At 64.2% G+C, this 20,309-nt stretch carries 14 protein-coding genes, 2 tRNA genes and 2 rRNA genes; 12 read left to right on the top strand and 6 right to left on the bottom strand.

The window, feature by feature from the left end:
- Positions 1–64 precede the first annotated feature (64 nt).
- The 3 genes from IMW82_RS09270 to IMW82_RS09260 all read right to left on the bottom strand — a co-directional run bounded on the left by IMW82_RS09270 (position 65) and on the right by IMW82_RS09260 (position 4,125).
- Positions 65–2,110, bottom strand: a complete 2,046-nt coding sequence (locus IMW82_RS09270) for a sodium-translocating pyrophosphatase (protein WP_108471664.1) — start codon at positions 2,108–2,110, stop codon at positions 65–67.
- Between the two features lie 161 nt (positions 2,111–2,271).
- Positions 2,272–2,688 (bottom strand): RcnB family protein, encoded by a 417-nt coding sequence (locus IMW82_RS09265; protein ID WP_108471663.1) that lies wholly within the window; start codon positions 2,686–2,688, stop codon positions 2,272–2,274.
- A gap of 159 nt (positions 2,689–2,847) precedes the next feature.
- Positions 2,848–4,125 (bottom strand): 6-phosphofructokinase, encoded by a 1,278-nt coding sequence (locus tag IMW82_RS09260; RefSeq protein WP_108471662.1) that lies wholly within the window; start codon positions 4,123–4,125, stop codon positions 2,848–2,850.
- A 191-nt stretch (positions 4,126–4,316) separates the two neighbouring features.
- Here IMW82_RS09260 and IMW82_RS09255 point away from each other — a divergent pair, with 191 nt between their 5' ends.
- The 7 genes from IMW82_RS09255 to IMW82_RS09225 all read left to right on the top strand — a co-directional run bounded on the left by IMW82_RS09255 (position 4,317) and on the right by IMW82_RS09225 (position 11,859).
- On the top strand, positions 4,317–4,901 hold the full coding sequence (locus IMW82_RS09255; RefSeq protein ID WP_108471661.1) for an adenylate kinase: 585 nt from the start codon (positions 4,317–4,319) through the stop codon (positions 4,899–4,901).
- Between the two features lie 36 nt (positions 4,902–4,937).
- Complete coding sequence (gene mpl, locus IMW82_RS09250; RefSeq protein ID WP_108471660.1) at positions 4,938–6,296, top strand: UDP-N-acetylmuramate:L-alanyl-gamma-D-glutamyl-meso-diaminopimelate ligase; 1,359 nt, start codon at positions 4,938–4,940, stop codon at positions 6,294–6,296.
- A 47-nt stretch (positions 6,297–6,343) separates the two neighbouring features.
- Positions 6,344–6,952 (top strand): LON peptidase substrate-binding domain-containing protein, encoded by a 609-nt coding sequence (locus tag IMW82_RS09245; protein WP_108471659.1) that lies wholly within the window; start codon positions 6,344–6,346, stop codon positions 6,950–6,952.
- A 45-nt stretch (positions 6,953–6,997) separates the two neighbouring features.
- The gene (locus IMW82_RS09240) at positions 6,998–7,816 is read left to right on the top strand and encodes an NAD(P)-dependent oxidoreductase (RefSeq protein WP_108471658.1); all 819 of its coding nucleotides are present in this window, start codon (positions 6,998–7,000) and stop codon (positions 7,814–7,816) included.
- A 269-nt stretch (positions 7,817–8,085) separates the two neighbouring features.
- Entirely contained in the window at positions 8,086–9,513 is a 1,428-nt protein-coding gene (locus IMW82_RS09235) for a sigma-54 dependent transcriptional regulator (RefSeq protein ID WP_108471657.1), read from the top strand.
- Between the two features lie 668 nt (positions 9,514–10,181).
- Positions 10,182–11,426, top strand: a complete 1,245-nt coding sequence (locus tag IMW82_RS09230) for an acetylornithine transaminase (protein ID WP_108471656.1) — start codon at positions 10,182–10,184, stop codon at positions 11,424–11,426.
- A gap of 13 nt (positions 11,427–11,439) precedes the next feature.
- Entirely contained in the window at positions 11,440–11,859 is a 420-nt protein-coding gene (locus IMW82_RS09225) for a VOC family protein (RefSeq protein WP_108471655.1), read from the top strand.
- A 1-nt stretch (position 11,860) separates the two neighbouring features.
- Here IMW82_RS09225 and hemL read toward each other — a convergent pair whose 3' ends face one another.
- Both hemL and thiE read right to left on the bottom strand, forming a co-directional pair.
- Positions 11,861–13,141, bottom strand: a complete 1,281-nt coding sequence (gene hemL, locus IMW82_RS09220) for a glutamate-1-semialdehyde 2,1-aminomutase (protein ID WP_108471654.1) — start codon at positions 13,139–13,141, stop codon at positions 11,861–11,863.
- Positions 13,138–13,740 carry a thiamine phosphate synthase gene (gene thiE / locus IMW82_RS09215; protein ID WP_234411333.1) on the bottom strand — a complete coding sequence of 201 codons (603 nt, stop codon included), beginning with the start codon at positions 13,738–13,740 and terminating at the stop codon, positions 13,138–13,140. The genes hemL and thiE overlap by 4 nt, the downstream gene beginning before the upstream one ends.
- A gap of 152 nt (positions 13,741–13,892) precedes the next feature.
- Here thiE and IMW82_RS09210 point away from each other — a divergent pair, with 152 nt between their 5' ends.
- Positions 13,893–14,087 (top strand): rubredoxin, encoded by a 195-nt coding sequence (locus tag IMW82_RS09210; protein WP_108471653.1) that lies wholly within the window; start codon positions 13,893–13,895, stop codon positions 14,085–14,087.
- Between the two features lie 219 nt (positions 14,088–14,306).
- On the opposite strand, the gene IMW82_RS09205 is transcribed toward IMW82_RS09210, so the two are convergent.
- Complete coding sequence (locus tag IMW82_RS09205; RefSeq protein WP_108471652.1) at positions 14,307–14,738, bottom strand: DUF192 domain-containing protein; 432 nt, start codon at positions 14,736–14,738, stop codon at positions 14,307–14,309.
- 484 nt (positions 14,739–15,222) lie between these two features.
- On the opposite strand from IMW82_RS09205, the gene IMW82_RS09200 reads away from it, so the two are divergent.
- From IMW82_RS09200 to IMW82_RS09185, 4 genes are all read left to right on the top strand, one after another.
- Positions 15,223–16,767: ribosomal RNA gene (locus IMW82_RS09200) — 16S ribosomal RNA — on the top strand.
- Between the two features lie 197 nt (positions 16,768–16,964).
- Positions 16,965–17,041 (top strand) — tRNA-Ile (locus tag IMW82_RS09195).
- 18 nt (positions 17,042–17,059) lie between these two features.
- A tRNA-Ala gene (locus IMW82_RS09190) sits at positions 17,060–17,135 on the top strand.
- Positions 17,136–17,343: 208 nt separating this feature from the next.
- A 23S ribosomal RNA gene (locus IMW82_RS09185) occupies positions 17,344–20,225 on the top strand.
- Together the 16S and 23S rRNA genes with 2 tRNA genes alongside form the textbook arrangement of a ribosomal RNA operon.
- Positions 20,226–20,309: the final 84 nt, after the last annotated feature.

Below are 20,309 nucleotides of genomic sequence, written 5' to 3'. Positions count from 1 at the left end.
AGCGCAGGCCGGAAACAGGAATCCCGCCACGCGGGCGGGATTCCTGTCGTTGCGGATGCGTGGCTTACAGCAGCGGAATCAACAGCAGCGCCACGATGTTGATGATCTTGATCAGCGGGTTCACGGCGGGACCGGCGGTGTCCTTGTACGGGTCGCCCACGGTGTCGCCGGTGACCGCGGCCTTGTGCGCCTCCGAGCCCTTGCCGCCGTGGTGGCCGTCCTCGATGTACTTCTTCGCGTTGTCCCAGGCGCCGCCGCCGGTGGTCATCGAAATGGCCACGAACAACCCGGTGACGATGGTGCCGATCAGCACGCCGCCGAGCGCCTTGGGGCCCAGCAGCAGGCCGACCACGATCGGCACGGCGACCGGCAGCAGCGATGGCACGATCATCTCGCGGATCGCCGAACGGGTCAGCATGTCCACCGCGCGCGAGTACTCCGGCTTGCCGGTGCCCTGCATGATGCCGGGGATGTCGCGGAACTGGCGGCGCACTTCCTCCACCACGGCGCCGGCAGCACGGCCGACCGCCTCCATCGCCATCGCGCCGAACAGGTAGGGGATCAGGCCGCCGATCAGCAGGCCGATGATCACCATGTGGTCGGACAGGTCGAAGGTGAACACCTCGCCGGGATGGCTCACCGCCAGGTTGTGCGTGTAGTCGGCGAACAGTACCAGCGCGGCCAGCGCGGCCGAACCGATCGCGTAGCCCTTGGTCACCGCCTTGGTGGTGTTGCCCACCGCGTCCAGCGGGTCGGTGACGCCGCGCACTTCCGGCGGCAGATCGGCCATCTCGGCGATGCCGCCGGCGTTGTCGGTGATCGGGCCGTAGGCGTCCAGCGCCACGATCATGCCGGCCATCGACAGCATGGCGGTGGCGGCGATCGCGATGCCGTACAGGCCGCCCTGGTTGTAGGCGCCCCAGATCGCCGCGCAGATCACGATCACCGGCATCGCGGTCGACTTCATCGACACGCCGAGGCCGGCGATGATGTTGGTGCCGTGGCCGGTGGTGGACGCCGCCGCGATGTGCTGCACCGGCTTGTACTGCGTGCCGGTGTAGAACTCGGTGATCCACACGATCAGGCCGGTCAGCACCAGGCCGATCAGCGCGCAATGGAACAGCGCGTGGCTGGAGATGACACTGCCGTCGCCGGCGGTCAGGCCCTGCGGCAGCAGGCTGCCGGTGACGAACCAGAACGCGACCGCCGAGAGCACCGCCGACACGATCACGCCCTTGTACAGCGCGCCCATGATCGAGCCGCCGGCCTTCACCCGCACGAAGAAGGTGGCGATGATCGAGGCAATGATCGACACGCCGCCGAGCAGCAGCGGGTACAGCACCGCGGCCAGGTTGTTGGTGTAGGTGAGGCCGGCCAGCAGCATGGTGGCGATCACCGTCACCGCGTAGGTCTCGAACAGGTCGGCGGCCATGCCGGCACAGTCGCCGACGTTGTCGCCTACGTTGTCGGCGATCACCGCCGGATTGCGCGGGTCGTCCTCGGGGATGCCGGCCTCGACCTTGCCGACCAGGTCGGCGCCGACGTCGGCGCCCTTGGTGAAGATGCCACCGCCCAGGCGCGCGAAGATCGAGATCAGCGAGCTGCCAAAGGCCAGCCCGACCAGCGCATGCAGCGCGGTCTCGCCGGCGACGCCGAAGTGGCCCAGCACCAGCCAGTAGCCGGCCACGCCGAGCAGGGCCAGGCCGACCACCAGCATGCCGGTGATCGCGCCGCCGCGGAACGCCACGTCCATCGCCGCGCCGAGTCCGCTGCGTGCGGCCTCGGCGGTGCGCACGTTGGCGCGCACCGAGACGTTCATGCCGATGTAGCCGGCCGCGCCGGACAGGATCGCGCCGAGCAGGAAGCCGATCGCGGTCGGCCAGTTGAGGAAGAAACCGATCAGCAGCAACAGCACCACGCCGACCAGGCCGATGGTGGTGTACTGGCGGTTGAGGTAGGCACGCGCGCCTTCCTGGATGGCCGCGGCGATCTCCTGCATCCGTTCGTTGCCCGGCGATTGCGCCAGGATCCAGCGCGCGGAGAACGCGCCATACAGAACCGCCACTAACGCACATGCAACAACGATCCACCAGCCATACTGCTGCAGCATCGGAGCCTCCCCATGGGTTGTATGCGGCCGTCCGGAACGGGCGGTCCCGCGGAGTATAGGCAGACGTTGCAGCGCAGGCTGTTGTGCGGCGCAGCGCCGCGCATCAACGAAAAGGGCCATGCACGGATGCATGGCCCCGGATGGTTCACTCCGGTGCGGGCTTATCGCAGTGCGTAGTCCAGGATGATGCCGGTGGCGATCGCGACCAGCAGGTAGTCATTGTTCGCGCGCACCCAGTGGTAACCGCGCGGCGGCGGACGCAGGCGGTAGTAGCCGTAGTCGCGCACCACGTAGGTCGGGCCGTAGTAACGGTGGCCGCGTTCCCAGCGATGCTGGCGCACCGGGTAGTAACGCGGGCCGGCGTAGCGGTAGTCGTGGCCATGGCGACGATCGTCATGGCGGCGCCAGTCGCCGTGGCGGCGGTCATCGTGCCAGCGGCGGTTGTCGTGGTGACGGTCGTTGCCCCGGTCATGGCCGTGACGGCCGTGGTCATCCGGGCCGGGACCCGGGGCGGCCAGCGCGAAGCTGCCGGTGGTGAGCAGGGCGAGGGCGATGAGCAGGCGGCTGATGAGTTTCATCTCAGGTCTCCTCCCGTAGAGGGTCGTGGCCACAACAGCGCGGCAATCGACCCGGGCAGGGTGGATCGTAAGAAGCTGCGGCTGAACGCAAGCCGATCCCGGCGCCCCGGTTTCAGGCGACACTCAGCATGGTGAAGCAGGTCACGGAAGCAAACCGGCTCAGCGCCGGAATGGCGCCAGCCTGGACGCCACCGCGACATTCTTCAGCTGCACGTAGCGCGGCAGGCCGTCCTTGCCGTAGGGCAACGGCGCCTCGCCGCGGATCAGCGGGGCGAGATAGCGGCGGGCGGCGGCGGTGATGCCGAAGCCGTCGCGGCTGATGAAGTTCTTCGGCATCTTCTTCTCGCGGTTGGCGATCTTCGCCAGCGGCGCCGGCGCGATCTTCCAGCGGTACGGCGCGTCGGACGTGCGCACGATCACCGGCATCACCGCATTCATCCCGGCTAGCGCGTAGTCGACCGCCGCCTTGCCGACCGCATGCGCCTGTTCGGCGTCGACCTGCGAGGCGGCGTGCCGCGCCGAGCGCTGCAGGTAGTCGGGCAGCGCCCAGTGGTATTTGTAGCCGAGCTTCTCCTTCACCAGCGCCGCCAGCACCGGCGCCACGCCGCCGAGCTGGCTGTGGCCGAACGCGTCGCGCGTGCCCGCCTCGGCGAGGAACTGGCCGGCCGCATTGCGCACGCCTTCGGAGGCGACCACGGTGCACCAACCGACGCGCTCGACGGTGGCCTTCACCTTGGCCAGGAACGCCGCTTCGTCGAACGCGTTCTCGGGAAACAGGATGAGGTGCGGCGCCGCGTCCGTGCCTTCGCCGGCCAGCCCGGCGGCGGCGGCGATCCAGCCGGCATGACGGCCCATCACCTCGAGGATGAACACCTTGGTCGAGGTCTCGGCCATCGAGGCGACGTCGAGGCTGGCCTCCAGCGTGGAGATCGCGGTGTATTTCGCCACCGAGCCGAAGCCGGGGCAGCAGTCGGTGACGGCGAGGTCGTTGTCCACCGTCTTCGGCACGCCGATGCAGCGGATGTCGTAGCCCAGCGCCTTGCCGATCTGCGACAGCTTCAGCGCGGTGTCGGCCGAATCGTTGCCGCCGTTGTAGAGGAACCAGCGGATGTCGTGCGCGCGGAACACCTCGATCAGCCGCTCGTACTCGGCGCGGTTCTCGTCCAGCGACTTCAGCTTGTAGCGGCATGAACCGAACGCACCGCCCGGCGTATGCCGCAGCGCGGCGATCGCGGTGGCCGATTCCTTCGAGGTGTCGATCAGCTCCTCGCGCAATGCGCCGAGGATGCCGTTGCGCGCGGCATACACCTTCACGCCCTTGTCGCGGGCGGCCTCGATCACGCCAGCGGCGGTGGCGTTGATCACCGCGGTGACGCCGCCGGACTGGGCGTACAGCAGGTTGCCGGTGACGGCAGGCGGACGGCGGCTCGGGCTCATGGGATCCTCGATCAGGCAGCGGAAGGGTGGCGACGGTCGTCGGCAAATCTTTTTCTGCAACAAACACTTGGCCGAATGCGACGAAGGTCGCTGTTTGACGGCACCCGGTGCAGCGGCTAATTTGACGAACAATTCCGTGCATCGGGCGGGCTGTTGCAGTGTGCGGCAGCCCGCCGAACTTGTGGAGCATTATGCGACTCGTCCTACTTGGTGCGCCCGGCTCGGGCAAAGGTACACAGGCGGCCCGGCTGAAGACGGCGCTGGGCGTTCCGCATATCTCGACCGGCGACATGCTGCGCGCCGCTGTCGCGGCCGGCACCGCGATGGGGCTGAAGGCCAAGGCGGTGATGGACGCCGGCCAGCTGGTCTCCGACGACATCCTGCTCGGCATGCTGGAAGAACGGCTGGCCCAGGCTGATGCGAAGGCCGGCTTCATCCTCGACGGCTACCCGCGCAACCTGGCCCAGGCCGACGCGCTCGATCACCTGCTGGTCAAGCTCGGTCAGCCGCTGGATGCGGTGGTGAAGCTGGACGTGCCGAACGCGGCGATCATCGGGCGCTGCGAGATCCGCTTCAAGGCGGAAGGCCGTGCCGACGACAATCCGGATACCGTGCGCAAGCGCCTCGCCATCTATGCCGAGCAGACCGCGCCGGTGGCGGATTTCTACGCCAGCCGCGGCAAGCTGCAGGTAGTGGACGGCGTCGGCGAGCTGGTCGAGGTCACCGCACGGATCGAGCGCGCGCTGCAGAACGAAGCCGCCGCCGCGAACGGCTGAGCACACTTCCCGCTCCCTGCAAGGGAATCGCTCACCATGCGTCTGCACATCCTCGGCATCTGCGGCACCTTCATGGGCGGCGTCGCCGCGCTAGCGCGCGAGCTGGGCCACGCGGTCGAAGGCTCCGACGCGAACGTCTATCCGCCGATGAGCGCCCAGCTGGAGGCGCTCGGCATCGGGCTGATGAGCGGCTACACCGCCGGGCACCTGCAGCCGGCCCCCGATCTCGTCGTGGTCGGCAACGCGATGAGTCGCGGCAATCCGGCCGTCGAATACATGCTCGACGCACGCCTGCGCTACATCTCCGGCCCGCAGTGGCTGGGTGAGACGGTGCTGGCCGAGCGCGACGTGCTGGCCGTGGCTGGCACCCACGGCAAGACCACCACCACCAGCCTGCTGGCGCATCTGCTGGAAAGCGCCGGGATGGCGCCGGGCTTCCTGATCGGCGGCGTGCCGGGCAATTTCGGGGTGTCGGCGCGGCTGGGGCAGGGCAAGCCGTTTGTCATTGAAGCGGACGAATACGACACCGCGTTCTTCGACAAGCGCTCGAAGTTCGTGCACTACCGGCCGCGCATCGCCATCCTCAACAACCTCGAGTACGACCACGCGGACATCTTCCCCGACGTCGCCGCGATCCAGCGCCAGTTCCATCACCTGGTGCGCACCGTGCCGGGCAACGGCCGGCTGATCGTCAACGCGCACGACGAGCGCCTGGCCGAAGTGCTGGCGATGGGCTGCTGGACGCCGGTGGAGACCTTCGGCATCGGCTGCGGCAACTGGCAGGCCACGCTGGTCGAGGCGGACGGCTCGGCGTTCGTCGTGCACCACGCCGGCGCACGGATCGGCGAGGTGCGCTGGTCGCTGCTGGGCCATCACAGCGTGATGAACGCGCTGGCCGCACTCGCCGCGGCGGCCGCCGCTGGCGCCGATCCGCAGGCACTGCTGCCGGCGTTCGCCAGCTTCGAGAGCGTGAAGCGGCGGCTGGAGCTGGTCGGCGAGGTAAACGGCGTGCGCGTGTACGACGACTTCGCGCATCACCCCACGGCGATCGCCACCACCCTGGCCGGGCTGCGCGCCAAGGTGGGCAAGGCGCGCATCCTGGTGGCACTGGAGCCGCGATCCAACTCGATGCGCCAGGGTGCGCATGCCGCGGCGCTGGCGCCGTCGCTGGCCGATGCCGATGCGGTGGTGTTCCTGCATCGTCCCGAGCTGTCGTGGGATGCCGGCCGCGTCACCGCGGCGCTGGGTGGACGCGGTACCACGGCGTCGACGGTCGATGCACTGATCGGCGCGTTGCGTGCGCAGGTGCGCGCGGGCGACCAGGTGATCTTCATGTCCAACGGTGGTTTCGAGGCGGCGCCGCGCCGTTTCGTGGAGAGCTTGCGGCAGGCCTGAGCCAGGCGTTGCAGACCCGGGATGCCGGCTCTGGGTACACTCCTCGCATGGTTGTCATGTCTCAATCGCCGCTCGTCGAGATGCCGCTGTTTCCGCTGGCGTCCGTGTTGTTCCCCGGTGGCCGGCTGCAGCTGCGCATCTTCGAACCGCGCTATCTCGACCTGGTGCGCGAATGCACGCGTCACGGCACCGGCTTCGGCGTGTGCCTGATCCTGCAGGGACGGGAAACGGGCGAGCCGGCGGTGCCGGCGGCGATCGGCACGATCGCGCGGATCAGTGATTTCCACCGCGACGATGATGGCCTGCTCGGCATCGTCACCGAAGGCGGCTCGCGTTTTCGCGTGGCGCGAAGTCGGGTACGTGCCGACGGCCTGCTGCGCGGCGACGTGGAGGTCTGGCCGGACGAGCCGGAGCAGCCGGTGCCGGTGGAGTTCGCGCTGCTGCAGACCATCCTGGAGCGATTGATCGAGACGATGGCGCCGCAGTGGCGCGCAGCGCCGCGCAGCGCCTACGACGACGCCAGCTGGCTGGGTTTCCGGCTGGCCGAACTGCTGCCGCTGGATGCCGGTGAACAGCAGCGCATGCTCGAACTGGATGATCCGGTGCAGCGGCTGGCCGAGCTGCGCGACATCCTGCCGCGCTTCCAGAAGCCGTGAGCCGGCGAGTTCTACACTGAATACTTTTCCGACGGAGCGACACGCATGGCCGACCTTGCCGGCAAGACCCTGTTCATCAGTGGTGCCTCGCGCGGCATCGGCCTGGCGATCGCGCTGCGCGCTGCGCGCGACGGCGCCAACGTCGTGATCGCGGCCAAGAGCGGCGTGCCGAACCCGAAGCTGCCCGGCACCATCCATACCGCCGCCGCCGCGGTCGAGGCCGCCGGCGGCAAGGCGCTGGCGCTGCAGGTGGATATCCGCGAAGAGGCCCAGGTGGTGGCCGCCGCGGCGCAGGCGGCCGAACGCTTCGGCGGCATCGACATCGTGGTCAACAACGCCAGCGCGATCTGGCTGGCTGGTACCGAAGGCACGCCGATGAAGCGCTTCGACTTGATGCAGCAGGTCAACACGCGAGGCACCTTTCTGGTCACCCAGGCCTGCCTGCCGTACCTGAAGAAGGCGGCCAACCCACACGTGCTGATGCTGTCGCCGCCGCCCAGCCTCGACCCTAAATGGTTCGCGCCGCACACCGCCTACACCATCGCCAAGATGGGCATGAGCCTGTGCGTGCTGGGCATGAGCCCGGAATTCGCCCCGCTCGGTATCGCGGTGAACGCGCTGTGGCCGCGCACGGTGATCGCCACCGCGGCGATCGGCATGATCAACGGCGTGAAGGTCGAGCATTGCCGCAAGCCGGAGATCGTGGCCGACGCCGCCCACGCCATCCTGACCCGCCCGGCGCGTGGCTACACCGGCCATTTCGCAATCGACGAGGAGATCCTGCGCGAGGCCGGGATCGTCGACTTCGACGGCTATGCCGTGCAGCCGGGTGCGTCTTTGCTGCCGGACCTGTTCCTGGACTGAAAAGTGGGCTCGTCGCGACGGGGCGGAGTCCGGCATCGACCGGCATGGTCCGCCCACAACCGACGGCGTCGGTTGCTTGCCGGCAAGGCGCTCGGAAGGCCTTGTTTCTTCACATATGGCCTGCTTGTTGGGGAGTATGTTGTTAGCCCGCATCGCGCTTTGGCAGCAACTGGAGCGCAGGGTGCGGCTGCAAAGGTCAACGGGATCGACCGCCTGCCCAGGTGATCGCCCCGAACCGTAATTGCGACCTTGGGACAGGGGGCAGTGCCATGACGGGCAATCAGGTTCAGGTGGCCAGGCGTTGTGTGGTCTGGTTTGGCCAGCCGACGGACGAGGAATGCGACTGCCTGACCCGGGCGGGCTGGCGCATCAGGATCGGCAATGCGCAATTGCAGGGCGGCGTGGGCATGCGACGTGGCGATATCGTGGTGGCCATGGCCGATTTGCGTTGCAGTGATGCGGATACGATCCAGGCGATGGGCCAGTTGATGGCCAACCACCCGTGGCTGCCGTGGCTTGCCCTGGTGTCGCAGGAAGTCGCCGCCGATACGCCGGAGGTGGAACGCATCCTGCGTGCCAGCGCGGACTTCTTCACGGCGCCGGTCGACCTGCAGCGCCTGACCGATACCTTGATGAAGTTCGGCAACGGCTGGATACCGGCCGCGGAAACGGCGGACATCCCGGGCATCGTGGGCGCGCAAAGCCCGGTGATGCGCGCCACGGTGGCCAGCCTGCGCAAATATGCGCCGGTGGATTTGCCGGTGCTGATCACCGGCGAGACCGGCAGCGGCAAGGAAGTTGCCGCCCGTGCTCTGCATGACCTGTCGACGCGTCGAGGTCGGCCGTTCGTCGCCATCAACTGCGGTGCGCTGCCATCGAACCTGGTGCAGTCCGAGCTGTTCGGCCACGAGCGTGGCGCCTTTACCGGTGCGAATGTGCGGCGCATCGGGCATTTCGAGGCCGCCGCCGGCGGCACGGTGTTCCTCGACGAGATCGGCGACCTGCCGCTCGATGCCCAGGCCAGCCTGCTGCGCCTGCTGCAGGAAGGCACGCTGGAGCGCGTGGGTTCGAGCCAGCCGATCAGGCTGGACGTGCGTGTGCTGGCCGCCACGCATGTGGATCTGGACTCGGCGGTGGTGCAGGGCAGCTTCCGCGAGGATCTGTATTACCGACTCAACGTGCTGCGCCTGCGCATGCCCGCGCTGCGCGAACGCGGAGGCGATATCGAGCTGCTCGCCCAGCATTTCCTGGACACGTTCCGTCTGCGCCATCCCGGCCGCGCCCGCACCTTCAATGCTGGGGCACGACAGGCCATGCGCGAATTCAGCTGGCCCGGCAATGTGCGCGAGTTGATCAATCGCGTGCAGCGTGCCGCTGTCGTCGCCGAGAGTACGCTGATCGATGCGGTCGACCTCGATCTCCAGGATGTGCGATCTTCCGCCACGCCGCGTTCCAGCCTCGGCCTCACGCGCGTTTCGGCCGAACGCGAAGCGGTGCTGAACTGCCTGCGTGAAAGCCACTACAACATCAGCGAATGCGCGCGACGGCTCAAGGTGTCGAGGGTCACTGTGTACCGCCTGTGCAAGAAGCACCAGCTGGAGCTGGAGGTCCTGCGGGGTAATGGTCTCCCCTTTCGTGCGGGGCGCCCCGCGGCGGGCGTGAACGGCCACTGGCCGCCGGCGACGCAACGCATGTAGGGGATCTGAAGGTAGCGTCGTCGTGTCGGTGCGGCACTAGCCCACCTTGTTGATGGGGCGGTTTTGCTGCGGGCTCGCGACTGGTCGCGATTAGGCGCGCTGCCAAGTAGTCTGCCGCCAGGCTTCACGTCCGTGGCATGGGCTTGCCCGCCCTCGGCGGCATGCGGGTCCACACACAAAGGTCGTGCCGGGGACGGAACAGGATTTGTTCCCTGGCGAAGGAAGTCCCCCCGACCCGCAGGGGACAGGTCGGGGGGGTTCCATTGGTGCCCGGCTACAGGACTGCCGGGTTACCGCCCTCGTTCGCCGCTTGCGCGGCAATATGCATGGCCGGATGCGTTTGCCGGGGCCTCCCTGTTGGATTAGCAATCCGCGTGCCATGTGCAGCGAAGTGCGTCATGGCGCGGTTTGTGGCGATCGTGCCGGTTTGCCGCCGTGGTGTCGCCGTGTCGCAGCGTATACAGCGGCAGCCGTGCCGGATGGCGGCGTGTGCGCGGCGATGCGCACCAGCACTGCATGGCGGCGGGTTGTAACGTGGGCGATACAGTCCGTCGGCAGGTGTTACACAGGCAGCGCGATTGTGTGAAACCGCGGCGTGGCTCTACGATGCGCGCCACGCAAAGCCCATCGTCCATCCAGCGGTCTGCGCCGCCAGCTCGAGATCAACCATGCACGAACAACCCTCTGCCCTGATCGAACTCGGCAAGCGCTATTGGCTGCCGGTGTACAAGCCGCGCGAGCTGGTGCTCGACCACGGCAAGGGTGCGCGGGTGTGGGATACCGAAGGGCGCGACTACGTGGATTTCGGCGCCGGCATCGCGGTGAACGCGCTCGGCCACCAGGACCCGGACCTGCTCGCCGCGCTGACCGCGCAGGCGCACAAGTTGTGGCACAGCAGCAACGTGTTCTACACCGAGCCACCGCTGCGGCTGGCCGAGGAACTGGTGCGCGCTTCGGGTTTCGCCCAGCGCGTGTTCCTGTGCAACTCCGGCGCGGAGGCGAACGAGGCGGCGATCAAGCTGGTGCGCAAGTGGGCGACGGCACAGGGCCGCGCGCCGGAGCGGCGCGTCATCATCACCTTCAAGGGCTCGTTCCACGGCCGCACCCTGGCCACCGTCACCGCCACCGCACAGCCGAAGTACCAGCAGGGCTACGAGCCGCTGCCGGCGGGGTTCCGCTACCTCGACTTCAACGATGCGCAGGCGCTTGAGGCGGCATTTGCCGCCGGTGATGTCGCTGCCGTGATGCTGGAGCCGGTGCAGGGTGAGGGCGGCGTGCTGCCGGCTGCGCCGGGTTTCCTCAGGCGTATCCGCGAACTGTGCGACCAGCATGATGCGCTGCTGGTGCTGGACGAGATCCAGTGCGGCATGGGTCGCACCGGCACACTGTTCGCGCACGCGCACGAGCATGTCACGCCGGACATCGTGACCCTGGCCAAGGCGCTCGGCGGCGGCTTTCCGATCGGCGCGATGCTGGCCGGCCCGAAGGTGGCCGAGGTGATGCAGTACGGCGCCCATGGCACCACCTTCGGCGGCAACCCGATGGCTGCGGCGGTGGCGCGCGTGGCGCTGGCCAAGCTGTCCTCGTCGGCGGTGCTGATGAACGTGGAGCGGCAGGCGAACGACCTGCGCGCGGGGTTGGCGTTGATCAATCACGAGCTGCAGCTGTTCGCCCAGGTGCGCGGCCGCGGCCTGATGATCGGCGCGGTGCTGGCCGAGCCGTACAAGGGCAAGGCCGGCGCGATCCTCGACTACGCTGCTGCGCATGGCCTGCTGCTGTTGCAGGCCGGGCCGGATGTGCTGCGCTTCGTGCCACCGCTGACCATCACCGACGAGGAACTGGCCGATGGCCTCGCCCGTCTGCACGCGGCGCTGAGCGATTTTGCGGCAATCATCCAGGAACCCGCCGAGTGACCGGGAGTCTCCGATGAAATACCTGCACAGCATGGTGCGCGTGCGCGATCTCGACGCCTCGCTGCGTTTCTACTGCGAAGGCCTCGGCCTGCGCGAAGTGCGTCGCCAGGAAAATCCCGCGGGCAAGTACACGCTGGTGTTCCTGTCTGCGCCGGACAGCCCCGAGGCCGAGATTGAACTGACATACAACTGGGACTCCACCGAGGACTACGGTAGCGCGCGCAACTTCGGCCATCTGGCGTTCCGCGTCGAGGACATCTACGCCACCTGCCAGCGGCTGATGGACATGGGCTACACCATCCATCGCCCGCCGCGCGACGGCCACATGGCCTTCGTGCGCTCGCCCGACCTGATCTCGATCGAGCTGCTGCAGGAAGGCCATCTGCCGCCACGCGAGCCGTGGGCGTCGATGCCGAATACCGGCAGCTGGTGAATCAGCCCTTCGCGTCGCGCAGGGCGCCGCGGGCGGCTTCCAGTGTGTCGGCGATGTCCTGGTCGCTGTGCGCGCTGGACATGAATCCGGCTTCGAATGCCGACGGCGCCAGGTACACGCCGCGCTTCAGCATGCCGTCGAAGAAGCGGTTGAACAGCGCGGTGTCGGCCGCCGTGGCCTGCGCGTAGCTCTGCACTTTTTCGGCGCTGAAGAACAAACCGAACATGCCGCCGACACGGTTGGTGCTGAACGCGACGCCTTCGCCGTCGGCGACGGACTGGAAGCCGTCGCAGAGCAGGCGCGTGCGGGCAGCCAGTTTGTCGTGGAAACCGGGCGCCTGGATCAGTTCCAGCATCGCCAGGCCTGCCGCCATCGCCACCGGGTTGCCAGAGAGCGTGCCGGCCTGGTAGATCGGCCCGCTCGGCGCGATCTGTTCCATCAGTTCGCGGCGGCCGCCGTAGGCGCCCACCGGCATGCCGCCGCCGATGATCTTGCCGAAGGTGGTGAGATCCGGTGTCACTCTGTAGTGCGCTTGCGCGCCGCCGAGTGCCACGCGGAAACCGGTCATCACCTCGTCGAAGATCAGCAGTGCGCCCGACTGCGTGCACAGCTCGCGCAGGCCCTGCAGGTAGCCGTCCAGCGGCGGAATGCAGTTCATGTTGCCGGCGACCGGCTCGATGATCAGGCCGGCGATCTCGTTGCCCTGCTCGGCGAACAGCGCCTGTGCGGCGGCAAGGTCGTTGTAGGGCAGGGTCAGGGTGAGGTCGGCGTTCGCCTTCGGCACGCCCGGCGAGGTCGGCACGCCGAAGGTCAGCGCGCCGGAGCCGGCCTTGACCAGGAAGCTGTCGCCGTGGCCGTGGTAGCAGCCCTCGAACTTCACGATCTTGCTGCGGCCGGTGGCACCGCGTGCGAGGCGGATCGCCGACATGGTGGCTTCGGTGCCGGAGTTGACCATGCGCACCATCTCGACCGAGGGAATCAGTCGGGTGATCGTCTCCGCCATGGTCACTTCGGCCGGGCAGGGTGTGCCGAACGACAGGCCGTTCTTCACCGCGCGCTCGACCGCCTCGCGCACCGCGGGGTGGTTGTGGCCGACGATCATCGGACCCCACGAGCCGACGTAGTCGATGTAGCGCGTGCCTTCGACATCCCACAGGTAGGCGCCGTCCGCCCGCGCGGTGAAGAACGGTTCGCCACCCACCGATTTGAACGCGCGCACCGGCGAATTCACGCCGCCGGGCATCAACTTCAGGGCGCGCTGGAAGAGTTCGTGGTTGCTCATCGTGCGGATTCTCGATCGGAGGAGTACAGGTCGGCGAAGCGCTGTGCGGCGGTGCGCACGTCGGTCGTGGCGAACACGGCAGTGACGGCCGCCAGGTAATCGGCGCCGGCTTCGACCAGCGCGGCGCCATTGTCCGGCGTGATCCCGCCGATCGCCACCCGCGGCACGCCGAGCGCGGCGCTTTGCCTCAGCAGGTCGACCGGGACGCGCGCTGCCAGTGGCTTGGTCGGCGAAGGAAAGAACGCGCCGAAGGACACGTAGCTGGCGCCGGCGCGTGCGGCGGCCTGCGCGCGCGCCAGCGAGCCGTAGCACGACACGCCGACGATCGCATGTTCGCCCAGCACGGCACGCACGGCCACGGGCTCGTCATCGTCGCGTCCCAGATGCACGCCATCGGCGCCAACGGCCAGCGCCAGCGCGATGTCGTGGTCGATGATCAGCGGCACGCGATGGGCGTGACACAACTGCACGAGCGCCGTCGCTTCGGTGCGGCGCCGCGCCGTGTCGTCGCTCAGGTCGCGGTACTGCAGCAGCGTGGCACCGCCGGTCAGCGCCTGCGCGACGACGTCGAGCAGATCAGGGCGCGGTCCGTCGGTGATGGCGTACAGGCCGCGGTTGAGTGAGAGTGTCGGTATCTTCAAGTCATCGCCTCGCGGGTGGGGTGGCAGAACCATCGTATGGTCGCGCTTTCGTATTGTCGGGCGAGTTGCGAGAATGCTCCATTCCCCAAGCGATCCGAAGAAGCCCGATCATGAGCCAGAGATCCACCGAAACCGCCTCGCGCAAATGGATGTGCGTCGTCTGCGGTTATATCTACGACGAAGCCGTGGGCGTGCCCGACGAGGGTATTCCCGCCGGCACCCGCTGGGAGGATGTGCCCGACACCTGGACCTGCCCGGACTGCGGCACCACCAAGGACGATTTCGAGATGATCGAGCTCGACTGAGCGCCGATTCCTGCCCGCAAACGGCCCGATCCCGTCAGTGCATTGGCCGGGCCGCCTGTTCTGATGTTCCTGCGCCCGGTCATGCGGCGCGCCATGCCGGGAACATTCCATGCAACAATTCATTCCGTTCGAAGACGACTGGGTCGCACTGGAAAACCTGCGTCCCGAAGACCTGATTCCCTATCGTGTCGGCATGCTCGATGTGCCGCATGCAGCCGCTCAGCGCGCCGTCCCGATATCACCGTCGATCTTCAACACATCTCCTGGCTTCGCCCCGATGCGTTGCGCCGTGCCGGCAGACAGCTCCAGTACGTAGATCGCCGGCGCATCGCTGGGATAGGTCGGGCAGGGATCGGCCTTGCAGGGCGGCACGTCCAGCTGCATCGAGACCAGTCGGCGGTCCGCATCGAAGTACAGGATGTCCAGCGGGATAAGCGTGTTCTTCATCCAGAACGCCTGCGGCCCGGTGTGGGGAAACACGAACAGCATGCCGTGGCCGGGCGCCAGCGTGGTGCGCATCATCAGGCCATGCTGGCGACTGGCGTCATCGGTGGCGAGCTCCACTGAAAAGCGTTGCCCATGCAGTTCGACCATCGGTGCCTTGGGCTGCATGGGAACAGGGCCGGAACAACCGGCCAGCAGAAAAAACATCGGGGCAGTCCATCGTTTCATCGTGTCTGTTCGTGGTGGATGGGAAGACGCGGCGGGCAGTGTAGCGTCGCGGCTGGGCGCGCCTCGGCAAGAAATAGTGCATGAGCCTCTTCCCAGCGACGCGACTCGGCGCTATGATTCTCGCCCCTTCGACGAGACGCCCTTTCGCGAAGGTCTTCGCAACACTTCTCGCTGAAAAAGTTTCTTCCGAGGGTGTTGACGGTCAAGAAAAGCGATGTAGAATGGGCGGCTCACCCGGGACGAAAGGTCTTGGGGCGATCACCGAAACGGTGGTTGGTAAAAAAGATCTTTGACAGTGTGCGCAGGTGAATTGTGTGGACGTCTTGTGCTGGAGGGTTACGACCTGTCCAAGCAATGCAAGCGTCCCACCAAGTAAAAAGTCAGTAATGAGTTTTGACTGGTTGGGAAGAACGCTTCAGAAAGATAGACGGCCAAGCCCGCGAGGGTAAGGTTGTCGAAAACTTAAGTGAAGAGTTTGATCCTGGCTCAGATTGAACGCTGGCGGCATGCCTAACACATGCAAGTCGAACGGCAGCACAGTCGTAGCAATACGATGGGTGGCGAGTGGCGGACGGGTGAGTAATGCATCGGGATCTACCCTGACGTGGGGGATAACCTCGGGAAACCGGGACTAATACCGCATACGTCCTACGGGAGAAAGCGGGGGACCTTCGGGCCTCGCGCGGCAGGACGAACCGATGTGCGATTAGCTAGTTGGCGGGGTAATGGCCCACCAAGGCGACGATCGCTAGCTGGTCTGAGAGGATGATCAGCCACACTGGGACTGAGACACGGCCCAGACTCCTACGGGAGGCAGCAGTGGGGAATATTGGACAATGGGCGCAAGCCTGATCCAGCAATGCCGCGTGTGTGAAGAAGGCCTTCGGGTTGTAAAGCACTTTTATCAGGAGCGAAATACCACGGGTTAATACCCTATGGGGCTGACGGTACCTGAGGAATAAGCACCGGCTAACTTCGTGCCAGCAGCCGCGGTAATACGAAGGGTGCAAGCGTTAATCGGAATTACTGGGCGTAAAGGGTGCGTAGGCGGTTCGTTAAGTCTGTCGTGAAATCCCCGGGCTCAACCTGGGAATGGCGATGGATACTGGCGAGCTAGAGTGTGTCAGAGGATGGTGGAATTCCCGGTGTAGCGGTGAAATGCGTAGAGATCGGGAGGAACATCAGTGGCGAAGGCGGCCATCTGGGACAACACTGACGCTGAAGCACGAAAGCGTGGGGAGCAAACAGGATTAGATACCCTGGTAGTCCACGCCCTAAACGATGCGAACTGGATGTTGGTCTCAACTCGGAGATCAGTGTCGAAGCTAACGCGTTAAGTTCGCCGCCTGGGGAGTACGGTCGCAAGACTGAAACTCAAAGGAATTGACGGGGGCCCGCACAAGCGGTGGAGTATGTGGTTTAATTCGATGCAACGCGAAGAACCTTACCTGGCCTTGACATGTCCGGAATCCTGCAGAGATGCGGGAGTGCCTTCGGGAATCGGAACACAGGTGCTGCATGGCTGTCGTCAGCTCGTGTCGTGAGATGTTGGGTTAAGTCCCGCAACGAGCGCAACCCTTGTCCTTAGTTGCCAGCGAGTAATGTCGGGAACTCTAAGGAGACTGCCGGTGACAAACCGGAGGAAGGTGGGGATGACGTCAAGTCATCATGGCCCTTACGGCCAGGGCTACACACGTACTACAATGGTCGGTACAGAGGGTTGCAATACCGCGAGGTGGAGCCAATCCCAGAAAGCCGATCCCAGTCCGGATCGGAGTCTGCAACTCGACTCCGTGAAGTCGGAATCGCTAGTAATCGCGGATCAGCTATGCCGCGGTGAATACGTTCCCGGGCCTTGTACACACCGCCCGTCACACCATGGGAGTGGGTTGCTCCAGAAGGCGTTAGTCTAACCGCAAGGAGGACGACGCCCACGGAGTGGTCCATGACTGGGGTGAAGTCGTAACAAGGTAGCCGTATCGGAAGGTGCGGCTGGATCACCTCCTTTCAAGTAATAGACGGCGTGAGTCTTCACGCAAGACGTCCACACAAGACACCTGTACTTCACGCGACATCCTGTCGCGAAGAGCGTAGATCAAGACCGACCATTCATGGTCGGACTCTTCATCAACAGCGGCTTCGAATCTGGGCCTAGGCAGTTTGTCCAGGTAGTTTGGCTCGCGGGTTCTGGGGTTCATCCTTCATGGGTCTGTAGCTCAGGTGGTTAGAGCGCACCCCTGATAAGGGTGAGGCCGGTGGTTCGAGTCCACCCAGACCCACCATTATGCCAAGGTTTCCTTGGGGCCTTAGCTCAGCTGGGAGAGCACCTGCTTTGCAAGCAGGGGGTCGTCGGTTCGATCCCGACAGGCTCCACCAAGGTTCGATCTACGCGTGAAGTATCAGCACACAAAAGATTTTTGAAATCATCCGGCATTGAGGCCGGCGTGATGTTCTTTGAAAACAAGTAAACGAGTGACAAGCGTCTTGGTTCGAACCGAACCGAGGCAAGTGTTAAGGCACGAAAACGAAGTAACTTGGCTGCACCTGAGGAGGGTGCATGCCCCGAGGCGACTTGGGGTTATATGGTCAAGCGACTAAGCGTATACGGTGGATGCCTTGGCAGTCAGAGGCGATGAAGGACGTGGCAGCCTGCGAAAAGTGTCGGGGAGCTGGCAACAAGCTTTGATCCGGCAATGTCCGAATGGGGAAACCCACCGCGCAAGCGGTATTGCATGGTGAATACATAGCCATGCAAGGCGAACCCGGGGAACTGAAATATCTAAGTACCCGGAGGAAAAGAAATCAACCGAGATTCCCTGAGTAGCGACGAGCGAACGGGGACTAGCCCAAAAGCACATTGTGTTCTAGTCAAACGGCATGGAAAGGCCGGCCATAGATGGTGATAGCCCAGTCGACGAAAGGGCACTTTGTGTGAAATTGAGTAAGGCGGGGCACGTGAAACCTTGTCTGAACATGGGGGGACCATCCTCCAAGGCTAAATACTACTGACTGACCGATAGCGAACTAGTACCGTGAGGGAAAGGCGAAAAGAACCCCGGAGAGGGGAGTGAAATAGACCCTGAAACCGTATACGTACAAGCAGTGGAAGCCCGCAAGGGTGACTGCGTACCTTTTGTATAATGGGTCAGCGACTTACTGTCAGTGGCAAGCTTAACCGTATAGGGGAGGCGAAGAGAAATCGAGTCTGAATAGGGCGCATAGTCTCTGGCAGTAGACCCGAAACCGAGTGATCTATCCTTGGCCAGGTTGAAGGTGCGGTAACACGCACTGGAGGACCGAACCCACATCTGTTGCAATAGATGGGGATGAGCTGAGGATAGGAGTGAAAGGCTAAACAAACTCGGAGATAGCTGGTTCTCCTCGAAAGCTATTTAGGTAGCGCCTCGGACGAATCTTCCTGGGGGTAGAGCACTGTTATGGCTAGGGGGTCATCGCGACTTACCAAACCATGGCAAACTCCGAATACCAGGACAGACTATCCGGGAGACACACGGCGGGTGCTAACGTCCGTCGTGAAAAGGGAAACAACCCAGACCCGCAGCTAAGGTCCCAAAGTCATGGCTAAGTGGAAAACGATGTGGAAAGGCATAGACAGCCAGGAGGTTGGCTTAGAAGCAGCCATCCTTTAAAGAAAGCGTAATAGCTCACTGGTCGAGTCGGTCTGCGCGGAAGATTTAACGGGGCTAAGCCATGCACCGAAGCTCGGGGTGTGCACACTTGTGTGCACGCGGTAGAGGAGCGTTCCGTAAGCCTGTGAAGGTGGATTGTAAAGTCTGCTGGAGGTATCGGAAGTGCGAATGCTGACATGAGTAACGATAATGGGGGTGAAAAGCCCCCACGCCGAAAGCCCAAGGTTTCCTCGCGCAACGTTCATCGGCGCAGGGTGAGTCGGCCCCTAAGGCGAGGCAGAAATGCGTAGTCGATGGGAAGCTGGTTAATATTCCAGCACTTTTCTACAGTGCGATGTGGGGACGGAGAAAGTTAGGTCTACCGGGCGTTGGTTGTCCCGGGGAAAGGCGGTAGGCATGGGTCTTAGGCAAATCCGGGACCCTTTATGCCGAGCACCGAGACGAGTCCTATTGGACGAAGTGACCGATACTACGCTTCCAGGAAAAGCCACTAAGCTTCAGCTGTAGAAAAACCGTACCGTAAACCGACACTGGTAGGCAGGGTGAGAATCCCAAGGCGCTTGAGAGAACTCGGGTGAAGGAACTAGGCAAAATGGCACCGTAACTTCGGGAGAAGGTGCGCCCATCGACGTGGTCACGTGCGTGACTGAGCGTTGATGGGTCGCAGTAACCTGGCCGCTGCGACTGTTTATCAAAAACACAGCACTCTGCAAACACGAAAGTGGACGTATAGGGTGTGACGCCTGCCCGGTGCTGGAAGGTTAATTGATGGGGTCAGCCGCAAGGCGAAGCTCTTGATCGAAGCCCCAGTAAACGGCGGCCGTAACTATAACGGTCCTAAGGTAGCGAAATTCCTTGTCGGGTAAGTTCCGACCTGCACGAATGGCGTAACGACAGCGGCGCTGTCTCCACCCGAGACTCAGTGAAATTGAATTCGCTGTGAAGATGCAGCGTTCCCGCGGCAAGACGGAAAGACCCCGTGAACCTTTACTATAGCTTTACACTGAACGTTGAGTTCTTCTGTGTAGGATAGGTGGGAGGCTTTGAAGTGCAGACGCCAGTTTGCATGGAGCCATCCTTGAAATACCACCCTGAAGTGCTTGACGTTCTAACCTCGGCCCGTAATCCGGGTCAGGGACCGTGTATGGTGGGTAGTTTGACTGGGGCGGTCTCCTCCCAAAGAGTAACGGAGGAGCACGAAGGTACGCTCAGCGCGGTCGGACATCGCGCACTGTGTGCAAAGGCATAAGCGTGCTTGACTGCGAGATCGACGGATCAAGCAGGTACGAAAGTAGGTCTTAGTGATCCGGTGGTTCTGTATGGAAGGGCCATCGCTCAACGGATAAAAGGTACTCCGGGGATAACAGGCTGATACCGCCCAAGAGTTCATATCGACGGCGGTGTTTGGCACCTCGATGTCGGCTCATCACATCCTGGGGCTGTAGCCGGTCCCAAGGGTATGGCTGTTCGCCATTTAAAGTGGTACGCGAGCTGGGTTCAGAACGTCGTGAGACAGTTCGGTCCCTATCTGTCGTGGGCGTTGGAGATTTGGGGGGGGCTGCTCCTAGTACGAGAGGACCGGAGTGGACGTTCCGCTGGTGTTCGGGTTGTCTCGCCAGAGGCATTGCCCGGTAGCTACGAACGGAAGTGATAACCGCTGAAAGCATCTAAGCGGGAAGCACGCCCCAAGATGAGATCTCCCGAGAGCTTGACTCTCCTTAAGGCACCATCAAGACCAGGTGGTTGATAGGTCAGGTGTGGAAGCGCAGCAATGCGTTCAGCTAACTGATACTAATGAGCCGTGCGGCTTGACCATATAACCCCAAGACGCTTCGTTTGTTCCCGAAGCTTGTCTGATTCGAATTCACCTCGACGCTTGTCACTCGTTTACACCTTATTG

It is taken from the genome of Rhodanobacter sp. B2A1Ga4 (genome assembly GCF_018101315.1).
Taxonomy (GTDB): domain Bacteria; phylum Pseudomonadota; class Gammaproteobacteria; order Xanthomonadales; family Rhodanobacteraceae; genus Rhodanobacter; species Rhodanobacter thiooxydans_A.
Note: the sequence above shows the minus strand (reverse complement) of the source record. Positions and strands in the feature narration are given on the sequence as shown.